The sequence below is a fragment of the Paenibacillus sp. FSL K6-1558 genome, from assembly GCF_038002565.1.
Classification (GTDB): Bacteria; Bacillota; Bacilli; order Paenibacillales; family Paenibacillaceae; genus Paenibacillus; species Paenibacillus polysaccharolyticus.
On sequence record NZ_JBBOCV010000001.1, the window covers coordinates 5,849,074 to 5,873,682 of the forward strand.

The 24,609-nt window shown below is 46.7% G+C and carries 22 protein-coding genes; 14 read left to right on the forward strand and 8 right to left on the reverse strand.

Going from position 1 to position 24,609, the window contains the following annotated elements; all coding sequences use genetic code 11:
- The first annotated feature begins 130 nt into the window (after positions 1-130).
- The 5 genes from yfkAB (at position 131) to MHI38_RS25505 (ending at position 4,069) form a co-directional block, all read left to right on the forward strand.
- On the forward strand, positions 131-1,267 hold the full coding sequence (yfkAB, locus tag MHI38_RS25485; protein ID WP_145329119.1) for a radical SAM/CxCxxxxC motif protein YfkAB: 1,137 nt from the start codon (positions 131-133) through the stop codon (positions 1,265-1,267).
- Positions 1,268-1,313: 46 nt separating this feature from the next.
- Complete coding sequence (locus MHI38_RS25490) at positions 1,314-2,660, forward strand: CNNM domain-containing protein (RefSeq protein ID WP_154886775.1); 1,347 nt, start codon at positions 1,314-1,316, stop codon at positions 2,658-2,660.
- A 279-nt stretch (positions 2,661-2,939) separates the two neighbouring features.
- Positions 2,940-3,230: a spore coat associated protein CotJA gene (locus tag MHI38_RS25495; RefSeq protein ID WP_090920510.1), complete on the forward strand. Its 291-nt coding sequence runs from the start codon at positions 2,940-2,942 to the stop codon at positions 3,228-3,230.
- Entirely contained in the window at positions 3,202-3,477 is a 276-nt protein-coding gene (locus MHI38_RS25500; RefSeq protein WP_090920142.1) for a spore coat protein CotJB, read from the forward strand. The genes MHI38_RS25495 and MHI38_RS25500 overlap by 29 nt, the downstream gene beginning before the upstream one ends.
- A 22-nt stretch (positions 3,478-3,499) precedes the next feature.
- Positions 3,500-4,069, forward strand: coding sequence for a manganese catalase family protein (locus tag MHI38_RS25505; protein WP_090920145.1), 570 nt, complete (start codon positions 3,500-3,502; stop codon positions 4,067-4,069).
- Between the two features lie 374 nt (positions 4,070-4,443).
- Here the strand turns inward: MHI38_RS25505 and MHI38_RS25510 are convergent, their stop codons facing one another.
- The 4 genes from MHI38_RS25510 to MHI38_RS25525 form a co-directional block, all read right to left on the reverse strand.
- Positions 4,444-5,436, reverse strand: coding sequence for a 3-oxoacyl-[acyl-carrier-protein] synthase III C-terminal domain-containing protein (locus tag MHI38_RS25510; RefSeq protein WP_308722120.1), 993 nt, complete (start codon positions 5,434-5,436; stop codon positions 4,444-4,446).
- 62 nt (positions 5,437-5,498) lie between these two features.
- Positions 5,499-5,840 carry a hypothetical protein gene (locus tag MHI38_RS25515; RefSeq protein ID WP_154886770.1) on the reverse strand — a complete coding sequence of 114 codons (342 nt, stop codon included), beginning with the start codon at positions 5,838-5,840 and terminating at the stop codon, positions 5,499-5,501.
- Positions 5,841-6,034: 194 nt separating this feature from the next.
- Positions 6,035-6,403: a carboxymuconolactone decarboxylase family protein gene (locus tag MHI38_RS25520; protein ID WP_090920153.1), complete on the reverse strand. Its 369-nt coding sequence runs from the start codon at positions 6,401-6,403 to the stop codon at positions 6,035-6,037.
- A 12-nt stretch (positions 6,404-6,415) separates the two neighbouring features.
- The gene (locus MHI38_RS25525) at positions 6,416-8,053 is read right to left on the reverse strand and encodes a thiamine pyrophosphate-dependent enzyme (protein WP_154886768.1); all 1,638 of its coding nucleotides are present in this window, start codon (positions 8,051-8,053) and stop codon (positions 6,416-6,418) included.
- A 283-nt stretch (positions 8,054-8,336) separates the two neighbouring features.
- Here MHI38_RS25525 and MHI38_RS25530 point away from each other — a divergent pair, with 283 nt between their 5' ends.
- The 9 genes from MHI38_RS25530 to MHI38_RS25570 all read left to right on the forward strand — a co-directional run bounded on the left by MHI38_RS25530 (position 8,337) and on the right by MHI38_RS25570 (position 19,464).
- Positions 8,337-9,317, forward strand: coding sequence for a Gfo/Idh/MocA family protein (locus MHI38_RS25530; RefSeq protein ID WP_341181834.1), 981 nt, complete (start codon positions 8,337-8,339; stop codon positions 9,315-9,317).
- 29 nt (positions 9,318-9,346) lie between these two features.
- Positions 9,347-10,033: an HAD family hydrolase gene (locus tag MHI38_RS25535; RefSeq protein WP_308722117.1), complete on the forward strand. Its 687-nt coding sequence runs from the start codon at positions 9,347-9,349 to the stop codon at positions 10,031-10,033.
- 286 nt (positions 10,034-10,319) lie between these two features.
- The gene (locus tag MHI38_RS25540) at positions 10,320-11,210 is read left to right on the forward strand and encodes a carbohydrate ABC transporter permease (protein ID WP_221786449.1); all 891 of its coding nucleotides are present in this window, start codon (positions 10,320-10,322) and stop codon (positions 11,208-11,210) included.
- A 22-nt stretch (positions 11,211-11,232) separates the two neighbouring features.
- Positions 11,233-12,114 carry a carbohydrate ABC transporter permease gene (locus tag MHI38_RS25545; RefSeq protein WP_090920169.1) on the forward strand — a complete coding sequence of 294 codons (882 nt, stop codon included), beginning with the start codon at positions 11,233-11,235 and terminating at the stop codon, positions 12,112-12,114.
- A 116-nt stretch (positions 12,115-12,230) separates the two neighbouring features.
- Positions 12,231-13,976 (forward strand): sensor histidine kinase, encoded by a 1,746-nt coding sequence (locus MHI38_RS25550; protein ID WP_341181835.1) that lies wholly within the window; start codon positions 12,231-12,233, stop codon positions 13,974-13,976.
- Between the two features lie 14 nt (positions 13,977-13,990).
- On the forward strand, positions 13,991-15,598 hold the full coding sequence (locus MHI38_RS25555; protein WP_341181836.1) for a response regulator: 1,608 nt from the start codon (positions 13,991-13,993) through the stop codon (positions 15,596-15,598).
- A 129-nt stretch (positions 15,599-15,727) separates the two neighbouring features.
- A complete protein-coding gene (locus MHI38_RS25560; RefSeq protein WP_221786452.1) occupies positions 15,728-17,128 on the forward strand; it encodes an ABC transporter substrate-binding protein in 1,401 nt (466 codons plus the stop codon).
- Between the two features lie 93 nt (positions 17,129-17,221).
- A complete protein-coding gene (locus tag MHI38_RS25565) occupies positions 17,222-17,557 on the forward strand; it encodes a cupin domain-containing protein (protein ID WP_123067371.1) in 336 nt (111 codons plus the stop codon).
- Positions 17,554-19,464 carry an alginate lyase family protein gene (locus tag MHI38_RS25570; RefSeq protein WP_341181837.1) on the forward strand — a complete coding sequence of 637 codons (1,911 nt, stop codon included), beginning with the start codon at positions 17,554-17,556 and terminating at the stop codon, positions 19,462-19,464. Before MHI38_RS25565 ends, MHI38_RS25570 begins: the two co-directional genes overlap by 4 nt.
- 173 nt (positions 19,465-19,637) lie before the next feature.
- Here the strand turns inward: MHI38_RS25570 and MHI38_RS25575 are convergent, their stop codons facing one another.
- The 4 genes from MHI38_RS25575 to MHI38_RS25590 all read right to left on the reverse strand — a co-directional run bounded on the left by MHI38_RS25575 (position 19,638) and on the right by MHI38_RS25590 (position 24,585).
- Positions 19,638-20,816 (reverse strand): YheC/YheD family endospore coat-associated protein, encoded by a 1,179-nt coding sequence (locus tag MHI38_RS25575; protein ID WP_090920186.1) that lies wholly within the window; start codon positions 20,814-20,816, stop codon positions 19,638-19,640.
- A 37-nt stretch (positions 20,817-20,853) separates the two neighbouring features.
- Positions 20,854-21,960 (reverse strand): YheC/YheD family endospore coat-associated protein, encoded by a 1,107-nt coding sequence (locus MHI38_RS25580; RefSeq protein WP_341181956.1) that lies wholly within the window; start codon positions 21,958-21,960, stop codon positions 20,854-20,856.
- Positions 21,960-23,333, reverse strand: coding sequence for a YheC/YheD family endospore coat-associated protein (locus MHI38_RS25585; protein ID WP_090920191.1), 1,374 nt, complete (start codon positions 23,331-23,333; stop codon positions 21,960-21,962). The genes MHI38_RS25580 and MHI38_RS25585 overlap by 1 nt, the downstream gene beginning before the upstream one ends.
- A gap of 61 nt (positions 23,334-23,394) precedes the next feature.
- The gene (locus MHI38_RS25590; protein WP_341181838.1) at positions 23,395-24,585 is read right to left on the reverse strand and encodes a YheC/YheD family endospore coat-associated protein; all 1,191 of its coding nucleotides are present in this window, start codon (positions 24,583-24,585) and stop codon (positions 23,395-23,397) included.
- Positions 24,586-24,609: the final 24 nt, after the last annotated feature.

Consider the following 24,609-nt stretch of genomic DNA (forward strand, 5'->3'; position numbering starts at 1 on the left):
ATGGTCAGGGTTTGGCTGTGCAGGAAGATTCATAATTGTGCTATGATAAAAGATAACTCCCAAAAAAGTAATCTCGGATATGATGTAAATAAAACTTTTTAGGTTAATAAAAGGAATAAGGTGAAGAACAATGACCATGCTAAACTCAGGATCGGTACAACCGATGCCATTATCGCCAACGAATGATCCGTGGGATCCGATTGGCTCTCTGCGTGCATATGGCCGGCATGTGCTGACCAGTGTAGAAATGACAGTGACACATCTGTGCAATATGCGATGTGAGCATTGTGCCGTGGGGGATATGCTTACGATGCAAGAGGCACCTGCACTGCCACTCTCACTAATGTTGAAACGACTTGATGAGGTGGAGCATCTGCAGACTATCAGTTTGACAGGTGGTGAACCCAGCTTTAGCCAAAAGACGGTGGATGAGATGATCATTCCTCTGCTTAAATATGCGAAGGAACGCGGAATTCGCTCCCAGATCAATTCTAATCTGACACTGGATATCAGCCGTTATGAAAAACTTCTCCCGTATCTGGATGTGATGCACATCTCCTTCAATTATTTGAATGCAGATGATTTCCATCAGGTGGGATTTGCCAACAGCGGTAGACCGGTAAAACGTGAAGTCGCCGTGAAAATGTATGAAAAGATGATGGAAAACTCCCGCAAGCTAAGTGAGGCCGGAATGTTTATTTCCGCTGAGTCGATGATTAATTATCGGACGCATGATAAACTGGACGGCATTCACCAATTGATTCGGGAAATGGGTTGTGTACGGCACGAAGTACATCCGATGTACAACTCTAACTTTGCATCCTCTCTTCCAGTATTATCACTGGATCACATGAGGAATGCCATTCATCGCTTGCTTGATGTCCGTGACAAAGACATGTGGATGCTTTTTGGAACACTACCGTTCTTTGCATGCAGTGCAGCTGAGCAGGATCGTGAGCTTATTAATCGCTTGTACAGCGAACCGAATGTAACGGTTCGTAATGATCCGGACGGACGCAACCGTGTTAACGTCAACATGTTTACTGGCAACGTGTACGTGACTGATTTTGCCGATATCCCTGCATTCGGCAATATCCATGATCGGAAGCTGGATGATGTATTCCATGAATGGTCTGCTGAGCATCCGCTCAATCAGACCGTAAATTGCCATTGTGATGCTGCATCGTGTTGCGGGCCAAATCTTCTTGTGGCCGATATGTATTATAAAGGCGTGGACTTCAAATCTAGAAAAGCTATTTTACGTTAATATTCCAGGTGCATTCCTGAAATAGACAGAGAAGGGGAGTTACATCTTGGGCATTCATACCGAATTTCATCTTGGACAGCTGGTATTTAATCTGGTCTGTGTCTTTTTGCTCGTATTTTTGAATGGTGTATTTGTCGCAGCAGAGTTCTCTCTCGTCAAAGTAAGACAGACACGCCTGACACAATTGCAGAGTGAGGGAAACCGTCTGGCTGGTTACGCCCTGAAGGTGAACGGTAAACTGGATGCCTATCTGTCGGCAACGCAGTTCGGGATTACACTGACATCTCTCGGACTGGGATGGTTGGGGGAACCTGCGATCTCCAAACTGCTTGTGGAACCGCTGATGTTTAAGCTTGGCGTTTCCGATACAGGTCTGATTACAACGGTATCCGTTATTATCGGATTCTGTATCATTACGTTTCTGCACATTGTACTTGGCGAGCTGGCCCCAAAGTCGCTGGCGATTCAAAAAACAGATGGAGTGGCGTTGCTTTTATCGGCACCGTTACTAATATTTTATAAAATTTTCTTTCCGTTCATCTGGGTTCTTAACGCATCAGCGAATGCTTTATTACGTTTGGCTGGTATTGAACCCGCGAGTGAAAGCGAGGCCCATTCCGAAGATGAGCTCCGCATCCTGATGAAACAGAGTGCCAAAAGCGGAGTTATCGACAAGGATGAGATCAAACTGATGGATAATATCTTTGATTTCTCCGATATGCTGGCTCGTGAAGTTATGTTGCCTCGTACAGATATGGACTGTTTGTATACCCATCTGTCCCTGGAGGAAAATCTAAAGATCATCAACGCAACGAAGCATTCCCGTTACCCGGTTGCCGTAGAAGATAAGGACGAGATTATCGGATTTATTCATATTACGGACTTGCTTCTGGCAGAACCGGAACAACAACAGAATCTGGCTTCAATGGTGCGTCCGATTCTGAACGTTCCCGAGTCGATGGAGATCAGTCATGTGTTACGTTTAATGCAGAAAAAGCACTCCCAGATGACGCTCGTTGTCGATGAATATGGAGGGACTGCAGGCTTGCTGACGGCTGAAGAGATTTTGGAAGAGATCGTTGGGGATCTGTATGATGAATTCGAGGATGAGCGGCCACATATGGAACGAATCGGTGAGGCTTTCTCGATTGACGGACGTTCGTTGATTGAGGAAGTTCATGAATGGACCGGAGCGATCATTGAGGATGAAGAGGTAGATACCATTGGCGGCTGGCTCTTCAAAGAACTGGAAGGCAGTCCGGCTAAGGGGAGAACACGTGAACGGAACGGCTATGTTTTTGAAGTCGAAGAGTCTACACGTCTACGAATTAACCGGGTCAAAGTGTACAAGCAAGTAAAAGAACAAGATGAAATCTCGGAAGATGAGCAGTGATCTTCTATTGTCTCCGGATGATAATCGATGTGAACAATAGCGGATAAACAAGATTTTTAAGTAAGACCTTTGAGCTGGTGTTATGACACCTTTCAAAGGTCTTTTTTTGCATGTCGGGAATAAGTGAGCTTGCTCTGCAATGGCAAAATCCGTCTTATAGTTTCTGTAAAAAGGGATTATCTTGATCATCTCGACATATGGTTATAAGGACAGGAAATGATGGGGATGTACTGTATGCCTTGTGAAGTAATGCCCAGAATGCAGAATGCAAGTGATTGCATGATAAAGGAGGCGTTTCGATTGAAAGATCCTCTGAAAGATCCTCAGGTTCGGGCTTATGTTCCTTTTGTGGGTCCATTTGATCCGTGTAAACCTCTAGGTATTCGTACGTATCTGGTTCCACCGCAATTATTTATTCCTTTTCAGCCGATGGGGTGGCCGCAATACAGTCCGGCTGAAGCTTTAAGGCTCGGCACATTGTGGCCGGCGCTGTACAGTCCGTATACCTCGAAGAAAACGAAGGAAAGGGCGGTGGTGAACGATGGAGAAGGAACAGCCGAAAGCCTGTGACGCCAAATATTACGAACTGCTGGAGGAACTTCAGGCGCTGGATTTTGTTCTGGTTGAGCTGAATTTGTATTTGGATACACATCCGGGAGATTTTCAAAGCATCGAACAGTATAACAAGTTCAGCCAGGAACGGATGCGCGTTGCACATGAATTTCAGCAGTTATACGGTCCGCTGACGAATTTTGGTCATGCCTTTTCCAAATATCCGTGGGAGTGGTCCCAGACACCTTGGCCTTGGCAAGTATAAAATCGAAGGAGGCGTCCTGTGCATGTGGGTATATGAAAAAAAATTGCAATATCCAGTTCGGGTGAGTAAATGTGATCCGCATATGGCGAAGCTGTTGATGGAACAATATGGCGGTGCAGACGGAGAACTGGCAGCAGCCTTGCGATACCTGAATCAACGTTATACGATTCCTGACAAAATCATCGGTCTATTGAATGACATCGCAACGGAGGAATTTTCTCACTTGGAGATGATTGCAACGATGATTTACAAACTCACCAAGGATGCCACGATTGAGCAATTGGAGCTGGCTGGGTTGGATGCCCATTATGCGGCACATGACAGAGCACTCTTTTACAATAACGCTGCTGGAGTACCCTTTACCGCCACCTATATTCAAGCGAAGGGTGATCCGATCGCGGATTTGTACGAAGATATCGCAGCCGAAGAGAAAGCTCGGGCTACATATCAATGGTTAATTGATTTAACGGATGACGTGGATTTGCAGGACAGTCTGAAATTTTTGCGGGAACGCGAGATTGTGCACTCACTGCGGTTCCGGGAGGCCGTTGAAATTCTGAAGGATGATCGGGAAACGAAGAAAATATTTTGACGATGAGCCAATCAGCAACAGATGTAGCGTAAGGGATAAAGGGCAGTCCAGGTGGGCTGCTTTTTATATTCAGGTACAATAATATAAGTTGAACTGTTCTTTTACACGTTAACGGAGAGGACAGAAAAAACCTGGAAAAGCGAAGCGGTCGCCTTTATCACCGGATTTTTCCCTTTGGAAAAGGGAATTCAAAAAAATCTGGGGATAACAGCGAATGGAAGGTTCTTCTGTTATCGGAGTGGACTGTGTAAAATTTTTAGTTGAACTTATATAGATTGAAAAAATAAGATCAAAAAAAGGACGATGAATGAAGAGTTGTTCCTCAAGGTCGTCCTGCAGATTGAACATATAAGTTTGTAGAAGTGCTTTTGCCCTTAGTATTCCACGACCATGGCAACATTTTGCCACCCGGCTCCAACGGTCCAGAACAACACTTTGTCACCGCGCTGCAGCTCTCCGGAGCTAATGGCTCGATGCATGGCTATAAACGGGCTGCTTGTCGAGGTGTAACCAAATTCGTCGCCAATATATACAGCAATGTCATCAGCAATGCCGATGTTTTCGGACACTGCACGAATGTTAGCAATGGACAGCTGAGAGAAACAGGCGGCTTTAATCTCATCCGGCTTGATTTCATTCCGTGTCAGCAACGTACGAATGGACTCTGAAGCTGCATCGACACAGATTGAATCGTCAAACGGTGTGAATTTCACATGAAAAGCTCCTGCATCAACACCCGTGCTTCCGAGCTTCGCGAGTCCTTCGGCTGGAAAGAGTGAATTTTGATATACGCAGGTATCCGTCTGGTAGATTGAATCGATAAACCCAACGGCATGTTCATCCCGTTCTACAATTACAGCTGCGGCCGCATCTCCGAAATTCGCAAAATAAACCGGATCATCCGGACTGGCATGAGGAGCAACATAGTCTGAGCCGATGATCAGCGCACGCTTGATTCTTGGATTACCAAGCATCTGCCGACTGACCTGTTCAAAAGCTGCGGTCATGCCTGCACAGTTGGCATTGCTATCAATACAGATGGTGTGGGCTGCTCCGCTAATCAGATGATGAATCATTAAGGAATTCGTAGGAAAAATATATTCCGGTGTTTGGCTTGCATACGCAATCAAGTCGATATCTTGTCCGGTTAAACCGGTTTTAGCGAGTAGCTTTCGGGTGGCCTCGAAGGCCATGGTCAGTGAGTTTTCGTCCTCCTGATCAATTTTGTAACGTGACTCACGCCCGAGTGCTTTTAACAAACCACGAATATCGACCCCTCTGGCATCAAAATGTTCAATATAAAAATCATTGTGCACCTTGGTTTCAGGGTGATACATATCGATATCTACAATACGAATTCCAGCCATCGTCATCCTCCTCTTAAGTGGAAAGGCAGAGCTGTCATTAAAGCATCATACAAATCAGGGAGCTACGCCGAAATAATTTCGAGATTGTCCAGCCCTACCGTCCGACCAAGTCTGGCAAGCTGCATTTTCAGAATGGCATTGTTCTCCAAGGTTAACACCACTTTTTTGTATTCGTCCTTTTTAAACATGGCCAGGCATCCCTCCAGAAGAGGTACAATCTCGGGAGCAGTAACATTCAACTTTTTGCAGTCAATATCCAGGTTAAACTCCTTGGTGTTGATGGCAGATATCGTATCCTGATAAGCCGAGATCGAACGAAGACCATCCTCTTGAGAAAAAGAACCTTCCAATTCAATGTGCAACACCTTGTTTGAAGCATCCGTTTGTAGATTAAACTTTCCCATTGCGCGTTCTCTCTCCTTTGTAAAAAATGAGTGAAAACTATCCTCTATGGAATGAATGGAGCAGTCCAATAGCCCCTAAAGTGAGCGGTACCAGGTTGTAAGGCTGGGAGGATAATTTACCCATATTATAAAGGTAATAATGTAAAAAGATCAATAAAAAGGTCGAATAATGTATAAAAATGTAGAACGTTGAATTACTGGATTTCCTCAAGCGTGGCAAGCAATACATTAAATGCACTGATAATACGTGGAGCACCGACACACGGTGCCAGATGAAGCAATACTCCCTTAAGTTCATCAACGGTAATACCCACACTTAAGGCCATGGCATAATGCACACCAAGCTGTTCGAATTGTCCCTGTGTAATTAATGACGAAATAATGGCGATTTCTTTCCACTGATCTGTAATGGTTGTCCGCTGAAAGATATCACCATATGCCGTTCCCATTATAAATTCGGACAGTTCGGGAAAATGCTCCTTAATCGGAGCAAGTGCCTTCGCACCATATTCCCCGGAAAGCTTGGCAAAACGATCTAACCCTTGGGTCACTTGGTCACTCATGACTCGTACCTCCTAATCTAGATTGACAACCCGATGAGCCGTTGGTGGGATCTCGTCCCGGTCGGTCAACAGCTCGATGACAGCAACTTGATTTAATTCCAAAGCGGCTTCCAGTGCGGTTGAGAACTGCGGTAACGTTTCTGCACGGAAAGCCTTAGCTCCAAGAGACTCGGCAAACTTGACTGCATCCATGGGAACCTCGAAAAGTGTGCCATCGATGCGTCCCGTCGTTTTTTCCATGCCTTTCAAGGCCATATCCAGCTGTTTGTTGTTGACAACGATAAAAATGACAGGAAGATCCTTGCATACGGCTGTATTGATTTCTGTGCCCAGCATCATAAAACATCCGTCTCCGGTGATACATAAAACCGTTTCTTCAGGTGAAGCCGCTTTGGCACCAATAGCCATGCCGATGGCATTCCCCATGCAGGCAAAGTAGGCATCAAATATGAAACTACCGGGTTTCTTCACTTTGTAACGCTGGACGGCATGAAAGCCGTGGCTTCCATCATCAACAAACAGTTTGTGGTCATAGGGAAGCAGTTCGCTCATCTGATCGAGTACGGCAGCAAGTGACAGATGCGACAGATCTGGTAATGGAGTTTGATATTCAAAGGACTCGAAGGCACCTGTAGAAGCAGATGTAAGAGAAGATGGCAAGGTGCTGAGCAGATATTGCAGATTGTCTTTGATATCCCCTGTGATATGTAAGGTCTGAGATTGAAGGATTTTGCCTACGAAAGTTGGATCGGTATCGATTTGAATCAGCTGTGCCGGATGATTATGCGGCTTGAGATTACAGAGCGTCATATCACTCAGTCTGGAGCCGAGGACAATATACAGATCACTTTGATTCAACATCTCGTCCCCGTGTGGGAATCCGCCAACACCACAGGGGCCATGATATAAGGGGTGATCCCATGTTATGGCTCCTTTCCCCCCAGGAGTTGTCACGACTGGAATATTAAATGTTTCGGCTAATTGCTTTAGTTCCTCATGCGCCCCGGCACGAGTTACACCTTTACCTGCAATGATTAATGGGCGTTCTGCTTGATGCAGTAAAGGCAGGATTCGATTCAAACTTGAGATGCTGAGCAACGGCTCAGGTTCTGGAATAACAATACGACATATTGGAAGTTGCTCTGTTTGCACGTCAAAAGGCAGGCAGAGATGGACAGGACCTTTGTTTGGGCCAAGTGCAATAGAAAGAGCATGATTCAAGATGGTTCCGAAGTGATCTCCACGTTCGACCAGTTTGCTGAATAGTGTAGCAGGTTTGAACATTTCGGCCAGATCAGCCAAATACGAAGAGGAGTCCTGACACTGGGGGATGCCCAGTTCCTGAATAGATTGATGGCCGGTAAGAAATAAAACGGGAAGATTATTCGCTTTGGCATGGGCCGCTGCGGTGAGCAGATTAGATCCTCCAGGGCCAGAGGTGGCGAAGGCTACGCCCAAACGGCCTGTCTGCAATGCATAACCCGATGCGGCAAAGCCTGAACTGGCTTCGTGACGACCAGGGATAAATTCCAAACCGTAATCTACCATTTTCAGAAGAGCGGGACAGATGGATTTTCCGATAATACCAAATACATGAGTGACACCCAGATTGCGTAGCGTTTCTGCTAAGTAGTCCGCAACAGTTCTCACGCGTGGACACCTCGTTTCAAAGTAGTAGGTTTTAAGAACCAGGCGGCTTATCCAATTGTGCATGTTGGTATTTGTCTAAGGTTGTAAGAAGAAGAATTACTTGGTACTAGAAATGGTATCTTTTTTTGTGGTTTTTTGTCAATCCTTTTCCTGATTCCAATGACCCGAGGCTATTTACCTATACATATTGACGCGATGAAGCGATATCGGGATAACGCAATGCATGATCAACGGTTCTAATCCACGATTTCTGCTATACTGAAATTGAATTGGAGGGAATGCAATGACATCATTGAAAATGGCTGTAATCGGCCTGGGTAAGATGGGTTTACATATGATTCATCAAGCGGAAAATACTCAAATGGATATCTCCGTTGAGATTACTGCGGTCTGTGATGCGAATGAGCAAAGCTTACAGGAATTTGCAGCAACCCGTCCAGCGGTGAAAACATATCGTGATTATAAACAGCTACTGGATGAACAGCAGATTGACCTCGTCTACATTGCTGTACCGCCGAAATATCATTATCCGGTGGTTATGGACGCTCTGGACCGTCGAATTCATGTGTTCTGTGAAAAGCCGCTCGCTAACAGTTTAGAAGAAGCGCGCAAAATGGTCGAAGCTGCTGAGCAAGCTGGTGTGGTTCACGCCGTTCATTTTTCGATGCCGCATGAGTCAGCTGTGTTGAAGTTGCAAGAGATGGTTAAACAACAGGCAGTGGGTGACATTCGCAAAATTGACCTGATTCTGCAGTTCCCGCAGTGGCCGCGCTCATGGCAGCAGAATGAATGGATCACAAGCCGGGATCAGGGAGGTTTTATCCTCGAAGTTGGCATTCACTGGATTCATATGATCCAAAATGTATTCGGGCGTCTACGTGTACTGAATGCTCAAGTAACTTATCCTGCCGATCAACCTGATGCTTGTGAACAGGAAGTGCAGGCTGTACTTGAAGTACAGGACGGAACTCGGGTTCATCTGCAGGGGATTTCTCATTTTGCTGGCGAGGAGCGTGTGTCCATGGTTGTATATGGCACCGAGGGCACCATTGCGCTGGAAAATTGGGAGGAATTGATGAGTGGCAAGATCGGACAGCCGTTGTCCCCCGTGGAAGTGCTGGAATCTTCCAGCGAACTGCCTGTGTTGAAACATGTCATTGCCCGTATTCAGGAAAAACCGGGCAGGATTTATACGTTCCACGATGGGTACGAGGCGCAACAGGTGCTTGAAGCGCTTCGGAACAGTAATTCATCTACAAATTAACCAATTTCACTCCGAAAGGAATTTTGCATATGACCAATATATCGGGTTTACGTAAACCGGAAGCGATGATTTTTGATATGGATGGCACGTTGTTTCAGACAGAGACCTTGCTTTTGCCTGCGTATCATCAGTTATTTGATACGTTGCGTGCAGAGGGGCATTATGAAGGAGAAACCCCGCCGGAAGAGCGGATGCTCGGAAGTCTGGGCATGTTGCTTGAAGATATCTGGAAAGTCGTTATGCCTGAAGCATCCGAAGCAGCTCATCGTCGTGCCGATGAATTATTGCTGCAACTTGAGATCGAAGGACTCGATGGAGGCGACTCCAAACTGTATCCCGGTGTCAAAGAAACATTGACAGCACTGAAAGCCCAAGGTATTCGTCTGTTTGTTGCCAGCAATGGGCTTGAGGATTATGTCAAGGGGGTTGCGTTCGCACACGAAATCATGCCGCTATTTGAAGGGGTATATAGTGCAGGTCAGTACAAGACACCTTCCAAAATTAACTTGGTACAGATTTTGCTGCAGAAACACCGGATTCAGGATGCCTGGATGGTAGGTGATCGTTCTTCGGACGTCGAAGCGGGCAAAATGAATAACCAGACCGTTATCGGCTGTGCTTATGCCGGATTCGGGAGGGATGAAGAACTTGCCGGTTCCGATGCACTGATCTCGGATTTCACTGATTTGCTCCGTCTATATGAAGAAGCAGAATAAGTGTTTTAACACTGCATGATCATGACAACACCCCCTGACAAACTCAAAGCTACCTGGCCTCCGTAGGGTATGTCTGGTTATCAATAAACAGCACATGAGCAACAGCCTTATCAACGATTTACAGCTTTTTATCACACACCTGTATGGGCCTTTTTGCGCCTATGCAGGTTTTTTGCGTTTTTGCACGCAGTCACATTCTCCCCTGTAGAAAGTTGATTTCCCTATCCCGCATATGATGTAAATCCCTCTATACTTTCATTCAAAAGCTATAGGGGGTCTGATTCTGATGAAACCATCCAAACTGAACGCCTACATCTTCATCATCCCAAGTCTCTTTCTCACACTGGTATTCGGAATCTATCCGTTGTTATGGGCTCTGCGCTACATGTTCTATGATTATCAGGGCATCGGGAAGCCGATCTTCATCGGACTTGATAACTTTGCACGGATTATTCGTGATGGACAGTTCTGGGATTCGGTAAAAAATACGGGGATATATGCACTTGGTAAACTCGTCATCACCATTCCGCTATCTCTGATTCTGGCGATTATCCTGAATCGCAAGTGGCGTGGCCGCTCTTTGTTCAGAGCGGTTTTCTATCTTCCAACCATTTTTAGTGCATCTGTCATGGCGATTGTTTTTTTCATCATTTTCAATTCATATAACGGCATTTTGAATCAGCTGCTGATGAAGTATCACATCATATCCTCGCCAATTGGTTGGCTGGATGCGAATCATGCGATGCTGACAACGATCATTATTGCGATCTGGGGTGCTGTCGGAAACTATATGTTGTTGTTCATTGCGGGTCTGCAAAGCATTCCGGAGGAGCTGTATGAGGCAGCATCACTGGATGGAGCAAGCGAATTCCAAAAATTACGCAATGTAACGATTCCGCTACTCGGACCAGTAATGCAGATGATCATTATGCTAGCGATCACGACAGCACTTAAGGGGTACGAAAGCATTATGGTCTTAACCGAGGGTGGGCCTTATGGCAAAACAGAGGTTATGTATCTGTACCTGTTCAAACTGTTGTTCCCTGTTTCGGCGGACACACAATCTTTGCAACAGCTTGGTTACGGAAGTGCAGTTGGATTCACAACAGCTCTTATTGTAGGGGCAGTGACGCTCATTTACTTCCAGATTTCCAAAAAGCTTAATGATGTCTACTAATCATGATTAGGAGGGAACGATGATGACTCAAACCGTTCTTGCACCTGCATCTTCGAATTCAAGTTCATTCCGCTGGACTCGCTGGACGAAGCGAACCATTCTCTTTATATTTTTGCTGATCATTGCGATCTTGTCCCTGTTCCCGATCATCCTCGTGTTACTAGGATCGTTCAAAACCAACCAGGAACTTACCGGAGGAGCAACAATCTGGCCGAAGATATGGCAGTTCACGAACTACAGCCAGGCTTGGAAGACAGCAAATTTTTCCGGATTTACGATTAACAGCATTTTTGTAAGTATTGCCACAACGGTAGGAACACTGCTGGTATCGTCCATGGCTGCTTATGCGGTGGATCGGGTGAATTTTAAAGGTAAAAAAGCGTATACGCTGCTCATGGCATCCACACTGTTTATTTCGATCGGTGCTGTGGTACTTAGACCACAATTTGATCTCATGGTCAAGCTGGGTCTGAATAATTCGCTGTGGGGTGTCATCATCATATTAATCAGTGCCCATGCGGCAACCTATTTTATTCTCGTTGGGTTCTTTAAGAGTATCCCCCGTGAATTGGACGAGGCTGCGATGATTGATGGCTGTAACTTCTTTACCACCTACTGGCGGATTATTCTGCCACTCTTGCGTCCGGGTCTGGCTGTTGCGGGACTGGGTGTTTTCCAGAACTCATGGAATGAATATATTCTTCCGTTCGTATTCACGATGAGCAATCCCAAGTTGCAAACCTTGCCGGTTGGTCTGGCGAACCTTCGCTACGGCATCGGGGCTGCAGCTGAGGTGCAATTAATGATGGCTGGAGCTTGTCTGTCGATTTTGCCACTGCTGGTTGTATACATTTTTGCAAATAAATCATTCATGCAAGTTACGCTGGGTGCTGTCAAAGGTTAGGGCGGTAAAGCTGAGGAAGAGATTTCGGGGAACGGTATTCCGTGCAGATTCCGCTGTGCTATACTCTTTTTAATTACAGCGGACAGGGCCAGCCCTTGTTCAAGGAGCGACCGCCTATGAAGTCAACTTTCTACAAAATGTCTCTGAAAAAACGGATACAGCTCATCTACATTTTTCTCGTTGTTTTGTGTATCAGTGTGACGGGCATTTTCTCTTATCTCTTCGCTGCCAAAAGTATAGAGCGGAACGCGCTTGAATTAAAGAAGAGCATTCTGAACAAGTCCGTACAGGTCATGGACGAGCATCTGCGTCATATTGTCGTTTCATCTTATTCGTTCATGCTGAGTGACACGTTCACACAGGTGATGAAGGATGTGCGTAATCACAATGATGGGCGTTATTATCAGAATCTCTCTCTGCTTCAGACCACATTTGCCCAGTTGAAGCTGGTAGAGCCGCTGATTGATACCGCATATTTGAAGACACCGATCGGCAATTTTTTCTCGACAAAAGACTTCCCGAATCAAAGCAATGCGTTTGACAAGGAATATGGAGAAGTTGTCAAACGGCCCGGCTGGAATACGATGTGGTTTGGTTCACATCCCAGCGAATTATTCCAATCCCGGGGTAATGTGCTGTCACTGTTGCTTAAACCCATTGTGATCGATAACCATACCTTTTCGGAGGTATACATGGTCGTTAACATGAGGGAAGCAGCCATGCGAGATATTTTAAATCAGGATCTGATGAACAGTCAGGTACAATTGTTTTTACTTCATAAAAATGGAAGTGAGGTCATTCGTCCGGGAGCAGGCACTTTTGATCTGGTAACAGAGCCTGGATTTGCACAACGATTAGATCGCGGGTCAGGTGATTTCACGTATACCAACGGACAGGGACAAGATATGTTGGTGAATTACTCGGCTCTATCGATGAATGAGGACTGGGTTATGGTCAGTGTTCAGTCCAAGGCCGATTTATTATCTCCACTGAAGAAGATTCGCTGGCTGGTCATCCTGATTATGCTGTTCTGCATCCTGCTGGCGCTCGCGTTGTCCGACCTATTATCCTCTGCGCTGCTGAAACCGCTGAACAAATTGCGGCGGCTCATGGTCGAGGTGGAGTACAACGACTTGGACGTACGCTTTCGCAGCAAATATGACGATGAGGTCAGTGCCGTAGGACATCGATTTAATCGGATGCTCGATCAGATTCAGGTTTTGTTTGAAGAGGTGCGAGCAACGGAACAGGACAAGCGGCGGCTGGAAGTGAAGGCGCTTCAAGCTCAGGTTGATCCTCATTTTCTATACAATACGTTAAATACGATGTTCTGGAAAAGCGAGAGTGGGGAGAAGAAGGATGTCAGCGCCATGATTGTCTCTCTTTCTCTGCTGTTCAGACTCGGGTTAAATGATGGAAAAGACATGACCACCGTAAAGCAAGAGATCAAACACGTCGAGCAGTATATGCAGTTACAGCAGCAATGTTACGAAGACTTGTTTGAATACCGGATTGAGGCAGAGGAATCTTGCAAAGGAATCGAAATTCTAAAAATTTTGCTTCAGCCTCTGGTGGAAAATTCGATCCTGCATGGTTTTAATGATAAGGAAGATTTAGGACGCATTCTGATCCGGATTCATCGTCTTGAAGATACGCTCCGTTTGGAGGTCAAGGACAATGGATGCGGCATGGATGTAGCGAAAATGAATGCGGAAGAAACAATAGAGGGGAACCGGAAAGGATATGCTATATCCAATCTGGTTGATCGATTAAATCTACAGTACGGTGAGCAAGCCTCGCTTGTGTTCCGTAGTGAAATAAACGTGGGGACTACGGTAGTCATCACCATTCCGATTAGCTAGGAGGGAGCGTACGTATGGAGCAACTGACGATGTGTGTTATGGATGATATTCAGGCTGTGGTCAAGGGCATCGTTTCCACCATTCCGTGGGAGGATCATGAGGTGCGGATTGTCGGCACAGCGAACAATGGAGAGCAAGGCTGGTCGCTTCTGACTGAACAGCAGCCTGACATTGTCATTACGGATATCAAAATGCCTCGGCTCAGCGGACTCGAACTCATGAAGCGGGCAATGGATGCTGGACTGCGCTCCAAGTTTATTTTTATTAGCGGATACTCCGATTTTCAATACGCCCAGGAAGCGATCAAGCTCGGAGCCTTCGATTATCTGCTCAAACCGTTTACGCCTGAGGAGATTTTGGGTGCGGTGCTAAAAGTGAGACAGGTTATTGAGAGTGAACAAGCGAAGTCGCAGCAACTTCAAAAGCTGAAACAGAAAGCGGTTAGCAGCAGTGAGTACGAACGTCACAGTTATCTTCTAGGTCTGCTTCGGCATGAGATTGGCGGATTTCTGAATGAAAGCCGGTGGGACGAGCTTGACATTGAGCTCGATTCTTCCAATCTTAATGTCATGGTCATTGAGGTGGATGGTTATACACGGTACGGATCAACGATGCACCTGGATGCAGAGATCGTTCCGTTTGCGGTTCAGAATATCGTCAGCGAGACATTGAATCGGTATACGAGAAGTGTTGTACTGCGTGAAAATCGTTACCGCCTGGCCGCTATATTTAATACATCCGAACAGATTGATTTATCCGATCTTATGGAGCAATGCCGCCACAATGTGGAGCAATATAGCAAAAAGACTATATCCATTGGAGTCGGAACGATCGCTCGCAGACCACAAGAAATCTGGATATCTTATGCCAATGCGGACAAGGCGATATCTTATCGTTTTTACAGTGAAGGAAACTGCATCTTCCAGTATGCAGAACTGGAGAATCAGGATGTGGTTGCTCCCGTCTATCCTTTGGAAAAGGAAAAGGAGTTATTTTACGCATTGAAATGTGGCAATGAAAGCTCTTGTCACCGAATTATCGATGATATTTTGGAAGTCTGGCAGAACGCCAAAGGTTTTCCCGAACCACTGACGATGATCCGTCTGTTGTCAGGACTCGCATTTGCGATCTACCGGGCGTTCTGTGATGAGATCACAGAAGAAGAACGGCTTCGTCTGGAAGCAGACTTGACCGTGCTTGAAGCGATGCGCTCGTTGACGTTTGAGGGCTGGGGAGCCTACATCAAGCATTTCAGCAGTATGGGATGCGAGATCATGGATAAGAAAAGGCTTACGGATGTCAAACAGGCGATTAGCAAATCCCAAGAGTTTATCAGCATGAATTTGTCCGAAAATCTCACATTGCAGACTTGTGCCCAGTCGGTCCACTTAAGTCCAAGTTATTTTGCGAATGCGTTCAAGAAGGAAACGGGCATGACGCTTATTCAATATATTACGAAGTTAAGAATGGAAAAGGCGAAGGAACTGCTGGTTGCGGGTGTACAGGTACAGGAAATATGCCAGATGCTGGGGTATGAGGACAGACCGTATTTCAGTGGCCTTTTCAAAAAGTATTGTGGCATGACCCCTACACATTTTCGGCAGATGTATGAGAACGGCTAAGACAGAGATCGTCATTTTTCCCACCTTGCATAGTCAGAATGTCCCTCACTTCGACATAAGTGGAACGTTTATCATTACGTTAACGGGGAACCAAACAGGTTGTCCAGACAAGCATAAGGGGGCATTTCAATGGTTAAGAAGTGGATGATGACTACACTAAGTGCTGTGCTTGCATTAACGGTAGCTGGTTGTTCGACAGACAGTGGAACGACAAAGGGCAGCGGGGCTGCTGCTGGCGGCGGAGAACAGAGTAGTGGCAAAACGAAAGTGGTCTATTGGACTCCGGATCGACACGATGCTGATTTTATGAAATCCAAGATTGAGCAGTTCAACCAGACCAACAAAGACAACATTGAAGTAGAAATGACCGTCATGGGTGATAATTATCCGCAGGCCGTTGATATCGCATTTGCGAGTAAACAAGCTCCTGATGTGTTTCAAATCGACGATTTCCAAACGTACTATCAAAAGGGGTACCTTGCTCCAATCGACGGATATATGAGCGATGCCATGAAGGCAACGTTCAAGGACAGCCTGATCGAAAATAAAAATACGATTGATGGAAAAGTCTATACCCTTCCGAATACAGGCCAGATCTGGAGACTGGTGTACAATAAAGATATTTTCCAAAAAGCAGGCATTGCTTCTCCGCCTAAAACCATTGCTGAGATGGTAGCAGACGCAAAGAAAATTACCGAAGCAGGTAAAAGTGAAGGTATCTATGGCTTCGCCAGCCCATTCAAAAGTGGTAGCGGTTTCTGGAGAGCGGCGAACACCATTGCCGGTGCAAGCACGAACGAAGGTATCGACGGCTTTAACTACAAGACAGGTCAGTTTGACTTCAACATGTACAAGTCGATTGCCCAGGCACTTCGTCAGATGAATCAAGATGGCAGCATGCTTCCGGGTGTGGAAAGCTTGGATATTGACCCACTGAGAGCACAATTTGCACAAGGCAAAATCGGGATGTACATCAATCACTCCGGTGAGCCAGGTGTCTACAAAGATCAATTCCCGACCAAAGAAAATTGGGGTGCTGCTCCTGTGCCAACAGATGATGGTACGATTAAAGGGGCTTCGCAAGTTATTGGTGGTTCCTATATCGGCATCAATGCTGACTCGAAAAACAAAGAAGCAGCTTGGAAGTTCATGGAGTACGTATACAGCACGGATCTGCAAAGTGAATATTATGAAAAAGGTTACGGTATCTCTCTGATTCCTGCTGTACTCAGCTCCGATAAAAAACCTAGCATTCCAGGTATCGAAGGTTTCTTACCTAAGAAGTATGACGCGATCTTCCCTGCCAATCCAAGTGTGATTACAGAGAGCTCGCTGGAAGGCATGAAATGGGCTGAAGCTTTCTCAGCTTACGTATTCACTGGTGGTGATTTGGATGGCGTGATCAAGGATCTGAACACACGGTATAATGCAGCACTTGAGAAAAGCAAAGCGGCAGGCCTGACTAAAATTGCGGCAGATCCATCGTTTGATTCATCCAAGCTTCAAGGTAAACTGTCCAAAGAAGAGTAAAATCTAAACATGGCGGCCGTTGTATTCATACTTCGGTCGCTTCACTTTACTGAAACTTTCAAAATTATCTTGCCTTGGAGAGGGGAATATCCAATGATTATTGACCAGAATTCCGTAAAACCACATATCATTAACGAAACAAGTTCGCGCAAAATTTTGGGGATGGGTGGAACACTCATGATGGTCGAAGTTACCTTTGCCAAAGGTGGGATCGGCGAAGTTCACTCCCATGATGCGCACGAGCAAGTCAGTTATATTGTAAAGGGTAGCTTTGAGGTTCAAGTAGGCGAAGAGACCAAGGTTCTCAAAGCGGGAGACAGTTTCTATGCAGGCTTGAATGTGCCGCACGGGGTAAAAGCGCTGGAAGATGCGATTATACTGGATGTGTTTACGCCATTCCGTCAGGATTTTCTTGAGGCAGACCAATGAGTGATTTTTACCTTTCAGCAGACGAACTGCAGCAGGCAGCGCTATATTACCAGGAGCATTTTCCAGAGGAAGCCCGCAATTCAGTGACGATTGCCAACCGTGCTATTCTGAACGAATTTATTGTGCCATATACGAACGATCTAACCAACTGGATTCCACTGGGGACGCCGGTGGACTGGCTTCACAATCCGACCAATGATCTGGAGTTCACGTGGGGCATTAACAGGCACTGGCATATGCTTGATTTGGGTAAAGCTTATCTGATGAAAGGCAACCCGTTATATGTGACTACCTTTATCGATCACTATCGTACATGGAGAGCACAGAATCCGGTGCCAGTTCATCTGGCATATGATGAAGCAGTTTTTTTTCAGAAACCAGGTCCTTGGCGTTTGCTTGAAACAGGTCTGCGTGTGCAATCCTGGATTGCCGCGTACAAATATATGGAATCCAGTCGGCAATTGGACGATGCCTTTCGGGCCGAATTTCTGCAAGGGCTGGAGGAGCATGCGGAATTCCTGACGCATTATCTTGGCAGTACGGAAATTAATCATGCCATTATGCATATGCAGGGTTTGTTTATGATTGCGGCTTTTTACAAGGAGCATCCACGCAGTCCATTCTGGCGTCAAGTGGCTACCGAACGGCTGGAGCTGTGTCTGCTGCATCAGTTGAATGAAGAGGGAATCCAGGTCGAATTGAACACCCACTATCATAACGCGAGTATTGAGATGTTTGGTACACCGTATCTGCTGGCAGGTATTTCGGGACATCCGTTCTCGGCGTGGTATGGGGAATGTTTACGGAATATGGCCGCGTTCACCGAAGCGATGATCAGACCGGATCATCAATCGACGGGCATTGGAGATTCGGACTGGCTTAGTGATGGACGACAACGGTTGACACTGTTAGGTGCAATTCTGGGAGACGAGGATCTCATGGCTCGCGGAACCGACAGTTCAGAATGCCTATGGCTGGTGGGTGTGGCAAAATACGAGCAGTGTGTTAGGCTGCAGGCTGGTGCATCCCGTTCATTGACGAGCCGCATTTTTCCACAGACCGGATATTATGTGATGAGGGATGAGCAACAATATTTGTTCTTTGATGCAGCTCCGATGGGTGGTGCTCACGGTCATGCAGATGCTTTGAACATCGAATGGATGTGGAATAACCGGCTGTTCTTTACGGATACGGGACGTTATACGTATGAAGAAGGGCAGTGGCGTCATTATTTCAAAAGCACGCGGGCACATAATACGATTACCATAGACGGGACAGATCAGACACCTTATGTATCCACTCAGCAATGGGGTGAGCCTGAGGCAGAAGTGACAACACATCGCTATGAGAGTCAAGGCAGCTATCACTTTATGGATGCTTCACAAGATGGATATACACATCTTCCCGATCCGGTTAGCCATCGTCGGTGGGTGCTTGCAGGAAAAAGCGTACCTCTGCTTCTGGTGGTGGACTGGCTGGATGCTGAAAAGACACACTCGTTGGAGCAACGGTTCCATTTGCATCCGGATGCACTGCTTGTATTACGCAAGGAAGATCAAGCGAAACAGCGAGCAGGCATTCGATTTGACGATTCCTCCACGAAGCTGTGCATTAAATTTTTGATGGCGGGGGATGGCAGTGAAACGTTTGAGTTGACAGAACAGGTGGGCTGGGTATCTGAAATCTACGGCTCGAAATCGGAAACGGCTGTTATTCAAGGCAAAGCTGAATTTTCTGGCAAAGTGGGCGTTGTAGCCATAGGCCTACCGGCTGACGAATCAGAAGAAGCTGTGAAAGTGACAGGATGTGCACTGGAGCCGGAACAAATGAGGTTCACGCTAGATTACGAGTACCGCGGTCAGGAAGCGCGGATTGTGATCGACGAACATCAGGTGGACTGGAAGTAGTTAGAACCTGTGTGCATATGCTGAAATTTATAAAATGATAAGCTCCATGCTTACAGCTAGATAGGATGGATGGTGTGGAACCGTAAAAGGATTGCAGGCTCAGCTTATTACTGAACCTGCAATCCTTTTTACTTTGCCCAGCCTAGTGTTACGATGTATGATCAGCTAGCTGGTTACTTCACTCTCCGGCCCCGCTTCACTCTCGTTGCTTTAGAAGTAACGGGCCTGGGAGAGGGAGGTTTTTTAACCGTTTGAGTAGGGCGGTTGCGGTATACCCACAAAGCATATTCCAGCGGCTGTGTGATCGCTTTATAATAAATGCTTCGTTCACCAATTCGGGCAAAGACTTCACGGGCAGGTTTGGGGTTGACCTCAAGCAGGTAGATTTGCCCACTTTTGTCTATCGCCAAATCCAGTGCAAGCTCACATAGATCGCCATACGTATCCTCAAGGAACGAAGCTACATCAATGCCAAATTTTGCTGCCGTTGCTGTCACTTCTTCTCGCAGTTCTTCTTCGGGAATCCATTGTTTCATCAAACGCTGCATGGCTATGGCCTGCCCGCCTCCATGAAGGTTCGAGGTTACACTTTTCTCAGCGCCCATGCGCCCTGCGCATCCTGTGAGTTCCCATTCGCCTTCTCCGTTTTTCTGAACCAGCATACGGTAGTCATGTACTCTGCCGTTAGGAAGCTGGAGCTGAATCCCTTTTTGCACCAGATATTTATCTTTCATGTTCCAGTGCTGGAGCAGGGGGCCGAGCCTGGATAGATGAACCTTGCGCGGTGTAATGATGCGGCGCTTCTGATCGCGGCCTTGAACGAGTACTGTACTGGGTTCCTTGCTGCTACGTTCTACGCGCAAAATGCCCCGTCCGCCTGTGCCGTTGATCGGTTTCAGATAGATCAGCGGGGACACCTTGAGCATTCGGTTTACATCGGACATGTCCTGAAATAAAATCGTTTCCGGCAAATGCTGCCGGAAGGCGGATTGCTCGGACAGGGTTTGATGAATGGTCCATTTATTGCGTAAAGGTCGATTCAGAAAGAGCAGATGTCCGTATTTTTCACGAAAGGCAAGGAGCTGCTGGAAACGATGGTTTCGCTGAATGCGACACCGATCAAAAATCAGATCCGGGAATGCGCGCCATTCCCTGGACCAGCCATTCTTTTCGTCATACACCATCGCTTCGATCTGCCTGCCGCCGGAATGGACATCAGCAGGTGTGAATACATAAATATCAAGTCCCCGTTTGCGCCCCTCCAGAATCATTCGGCGGTAGATGCTTCGTTCTTCCAGAGCGCGGTGTTCATTCAGATACAATGTCATAATGCCCAGAACAGGTGAGGACACAAACAATCACCTTCTTTGTATGCAGTATTCCTGCCATTCATCGTACAGACTGACGGGCAAGATAGGCGCTGTACTGGAAAATGCGTTCCAGAGAACGCCGCCTGATCTGTGGTTCATCAAATTTCATCGGTTTTGCATTGGCTTCAAAAAACCAGATCTCCCCCAGATCATCCACGCCAAGATCCATCGACATTTCACCAAGTGTATGTCCCGAACCGCGCTCAACCTGCCTGGCAATCATTAAGGAGGTAGACTTTACCCGTTTCATTAGAGTTGTAGTCATTTCTTCCCCAAATAGCTCGGTGAGCAGCTTCTCCGGGTCTTCTACACTTCCGCCTCGAGGCACGTGAGTTGTAATGCTGCGTGAGCCTGCCAGTCGTGCACCGATGCCAGTCACACTCCATTGCCCTTTGCCATTTTTCTGCACAAGCACACGAAGGTCGAAAGGTCGTTTGTGAGAAGAAGCGAGCTCGATGCCTTGTTGCATGATATAGGGCGTATGTCCGGTTTCTTTGCGAATTCGGGCCCATAACTTGGATAACGTGGCTGCCTTGTATGTCATACTTTTTCGAGTGTTTTGTATTTTAAGTCGGTAAGGCAGCTTTTCTTTTTCTTGAAATTTGAGCATCATGATGCCTTTGCCAGCTTTGCCGCTCTCCGGTTTCAGGTACAAATAAGGATAGGTGCGAAGTACCGTACCAAGTGAAGATGCGCTGCGCATCCGCCGGGTATGAGGAATCAATTGCTGCGTGGACTTGGATTTTTTGAGCCATTCGAACAGATTCCATTTATTGAAAAAATACGGGTTATACAGTTCAATACCGGATTGCAGACATTCTTCAATTTTACGTTGAACCGAGGGTTTGCGTTCATCTTCCCGGTTAGGAATACGGTTATAGAGCACATGAGGGAGAGGGAACGGCTTTGAAGTCCATTTGCCGCTCCCTTTGTTGTACGTATATCCTTTCACGGTAGGTCCAGTCATATTAAGATCGCGGACTGTCACGATATAAACGACGTAGCCCATGCTTTCACCTGTTTGCAAAATATCCTGAAAATTTTGATGATTCCCTCTGAACATCCGCTGTTGATCATGCATGGTGAGTACAGCGATCACAGGTTTGAAATCATCATGAAGGCTCATCAAATGCTGTCCTTCTTCCGGAATTTGCTCAAATACAGGCAATGCTCCAAAATGTGTTCCACCGACGATTTGCCCTCCACCCGGAGTGAAGGGTGACGGAAGATGGAGCGCCCGGGTTTGGCGTTCGCTTCGAACATCCATACATGTTCCTCCTGATCAATGCCCAGATCAAAGCCAATCTCACCAATCAGATGCTGGTGCTGGGATTCAATCGCCTGGGCCAGTGTAATAGCGACGGATTTCGCCTGTTGCAGAACCTCGCCCGCACGTTCCCCGAAATTGCGACTGAGCGCCTGTTCAGGGGTCATTAGAGAGCCGCCATTTTTGATGTGAGTTGTTACACTTCCACGTCCGGCTTTTTTGGCACCAATGCCAACAACAACCCACTGATTGTTCCCGTTCTTATGCATGTGGAAACGAAAGTCAATAGGGCATTCGTCAATCTCAATCAGCCGTATTCCCTGTTGAACGACATAGCCGCGTAACTGCTTGCCATGTCTGCCTTGAAGCATGCGCATCAGGCTATTAAATGAACCAAAGCGCAACAGGGCGTTACCTCCTTTTTTGCGATAACGTGCAAAATATCCACGTTTAGGTGAGTAGGTTAAGCGGTAGATCCCGTTGCCAAGGCTGCCAGCGGTGGGTTTGTAATAAACGAACTGATGCCGCTCAAGCATTTCCCTCATCTGGTCAATTGTAGGATTGGTGATGGATTCCGGGATATAACGTCCTGCGGTGGGTTCGTTCTCCAGCAACTTGTAAATATCCGACTTATTGAAGAAGCTCCAGTTGAAAAAAGGAATTTTACGGCGGATAAATCGTTCCCGCAGCTGATTGATCGCTGGTGAGAAGTCGGAGCGGCGGCTCGGCAAACGATTGTAAACCACATCGGGCAGAGGCACCGTCCTGCGGAAGAAGCTTCCGCTCTCATTGAGAAAGTACCCGGAAACGGTCTCGTTCTGCCAGTTGATATCTCGCGGAGTGAAGGCATAGATATACGATTTACGGCTTCCTTCACGGAGCAACTGCTTGATGAAACCAGTACGTGAGCCGAACGGATTCGAGCTTGAAGAAGAACCGTCGGACAGCACCCCGATGAGCGGTCCCAGCTGCACTTCATCATTCTGGAGGTTGCGAAGATAAATGCTGCCACGTTTGGGAACGTTCATTAAGTTGCGGATGCCTGATGCCAGATACAGATGTTTCCCCGCTTTGCGAATCGGTTTGATGGTGGCTGGCACGCGATCACGCCCGAACCGCAGATGTATCGTTTTTTTGCCGGACAGATTAAGGCTTTTCATTAAAGCATTAGATACGTACACCACTTTTTCGGGTTTTTGGGTGAAATGCAGATTGCAAAAGGTCAAACTCATGATTTATCCTCCTATCCTGAAAAAGATCCTTGTGCTCCATGGCAAGCAGGCATTACAGGCCTCAGCTACCTGGAATCGGGATGCGTTTCAGGCCAGCTTTGCTGGATGAATTCGGCATTTTCATTGGACGTGAGACGTCCGCGAGAACATGTTGTTGCAGCAGATAACGGGCATAAGCAAGTGGTTGTGTATACGTCAGGGCATGCATGTGTTTGTCATCTGATTCCGCAAATGAGGCGCGGCCTGGTTTTGAATTTACTTCAATCAACCACAGCCTGCCGTCTACATCAGCTCCAAAATCAAGACCAAGTTCCGCAAGTCGGCCGAAACGGCTCTCCAGCGTCGAAGGAATGAGAGCGGCAACATGTTTGATCTGTAGCAACAACGATGAAGCTTTGTCTTTGCCATATCGCTCTGTAAGGTATGCATCAGCAGGATAAGCGTTACCCCCGCCGTGAAGATTCGAGGTCAGAGAGCCTTCAGCTCCTTCCCGAATCATACAACCCGTCAGCGTCCAGCGCCCTTGCCCGTTTTTTTGTACCAGTGCCCTTATATCAAATGCTCTTCCGTGATGGCTAAGCTCCAGATAAGGCTGCACAATCATGTTTTGTACAGCCTGATGTGATTCCAGCCAGGAAGATACATCCGTTGCTTGATAAAATGACTTGACATAGTGTTCGTTGCCTCTATTACGACCCTCCACAATCCAGGGGAATGGCAATTCTCCTGTGGATAAGCGGAAGGTGTTTTTGCCATGAGTTCCTGAGGCGGGTTTGAAAAATAAACCTTTGGGCCAGCGGGCAAGCCATATTTCCCAGGGAATAGTCGACCTAACCCGAGTGGTTGGAGCAAGTAGTCCTCGAAGGGTGGTTGACTTCGATAGAGCACGATGAACTTCCCATTTGCCAGGAAGTGCACTTGACCAAGAACGCTGACGAAGACTGGAGGTATGAGGTAGATATTGTTCCAACTGCTGCCTGGTATTTCTGGAAAGTGGATTCAGGCATCGGTTCATCACCAGATCGATCATAGGCATACGAATAGCTTTCCATTTCTTTTGATGATAAGTGTATGCTCTCTGAAGAATGCCTTCGGTATATTGGGCAGGAATCGGGATGACGATAATTCGTAACCCGTACCTGAAACTTTCCACGCAAAGCCTGCGGCAGAAGCGTTCATCTGCAAAAGGAGGTGAGCCTTCTGCTTCACGGACGAGTATAGCCATGGTATTGTTTTGCGGCGATGTAAACATGTTGCTACACCTCCTTCATGAGAT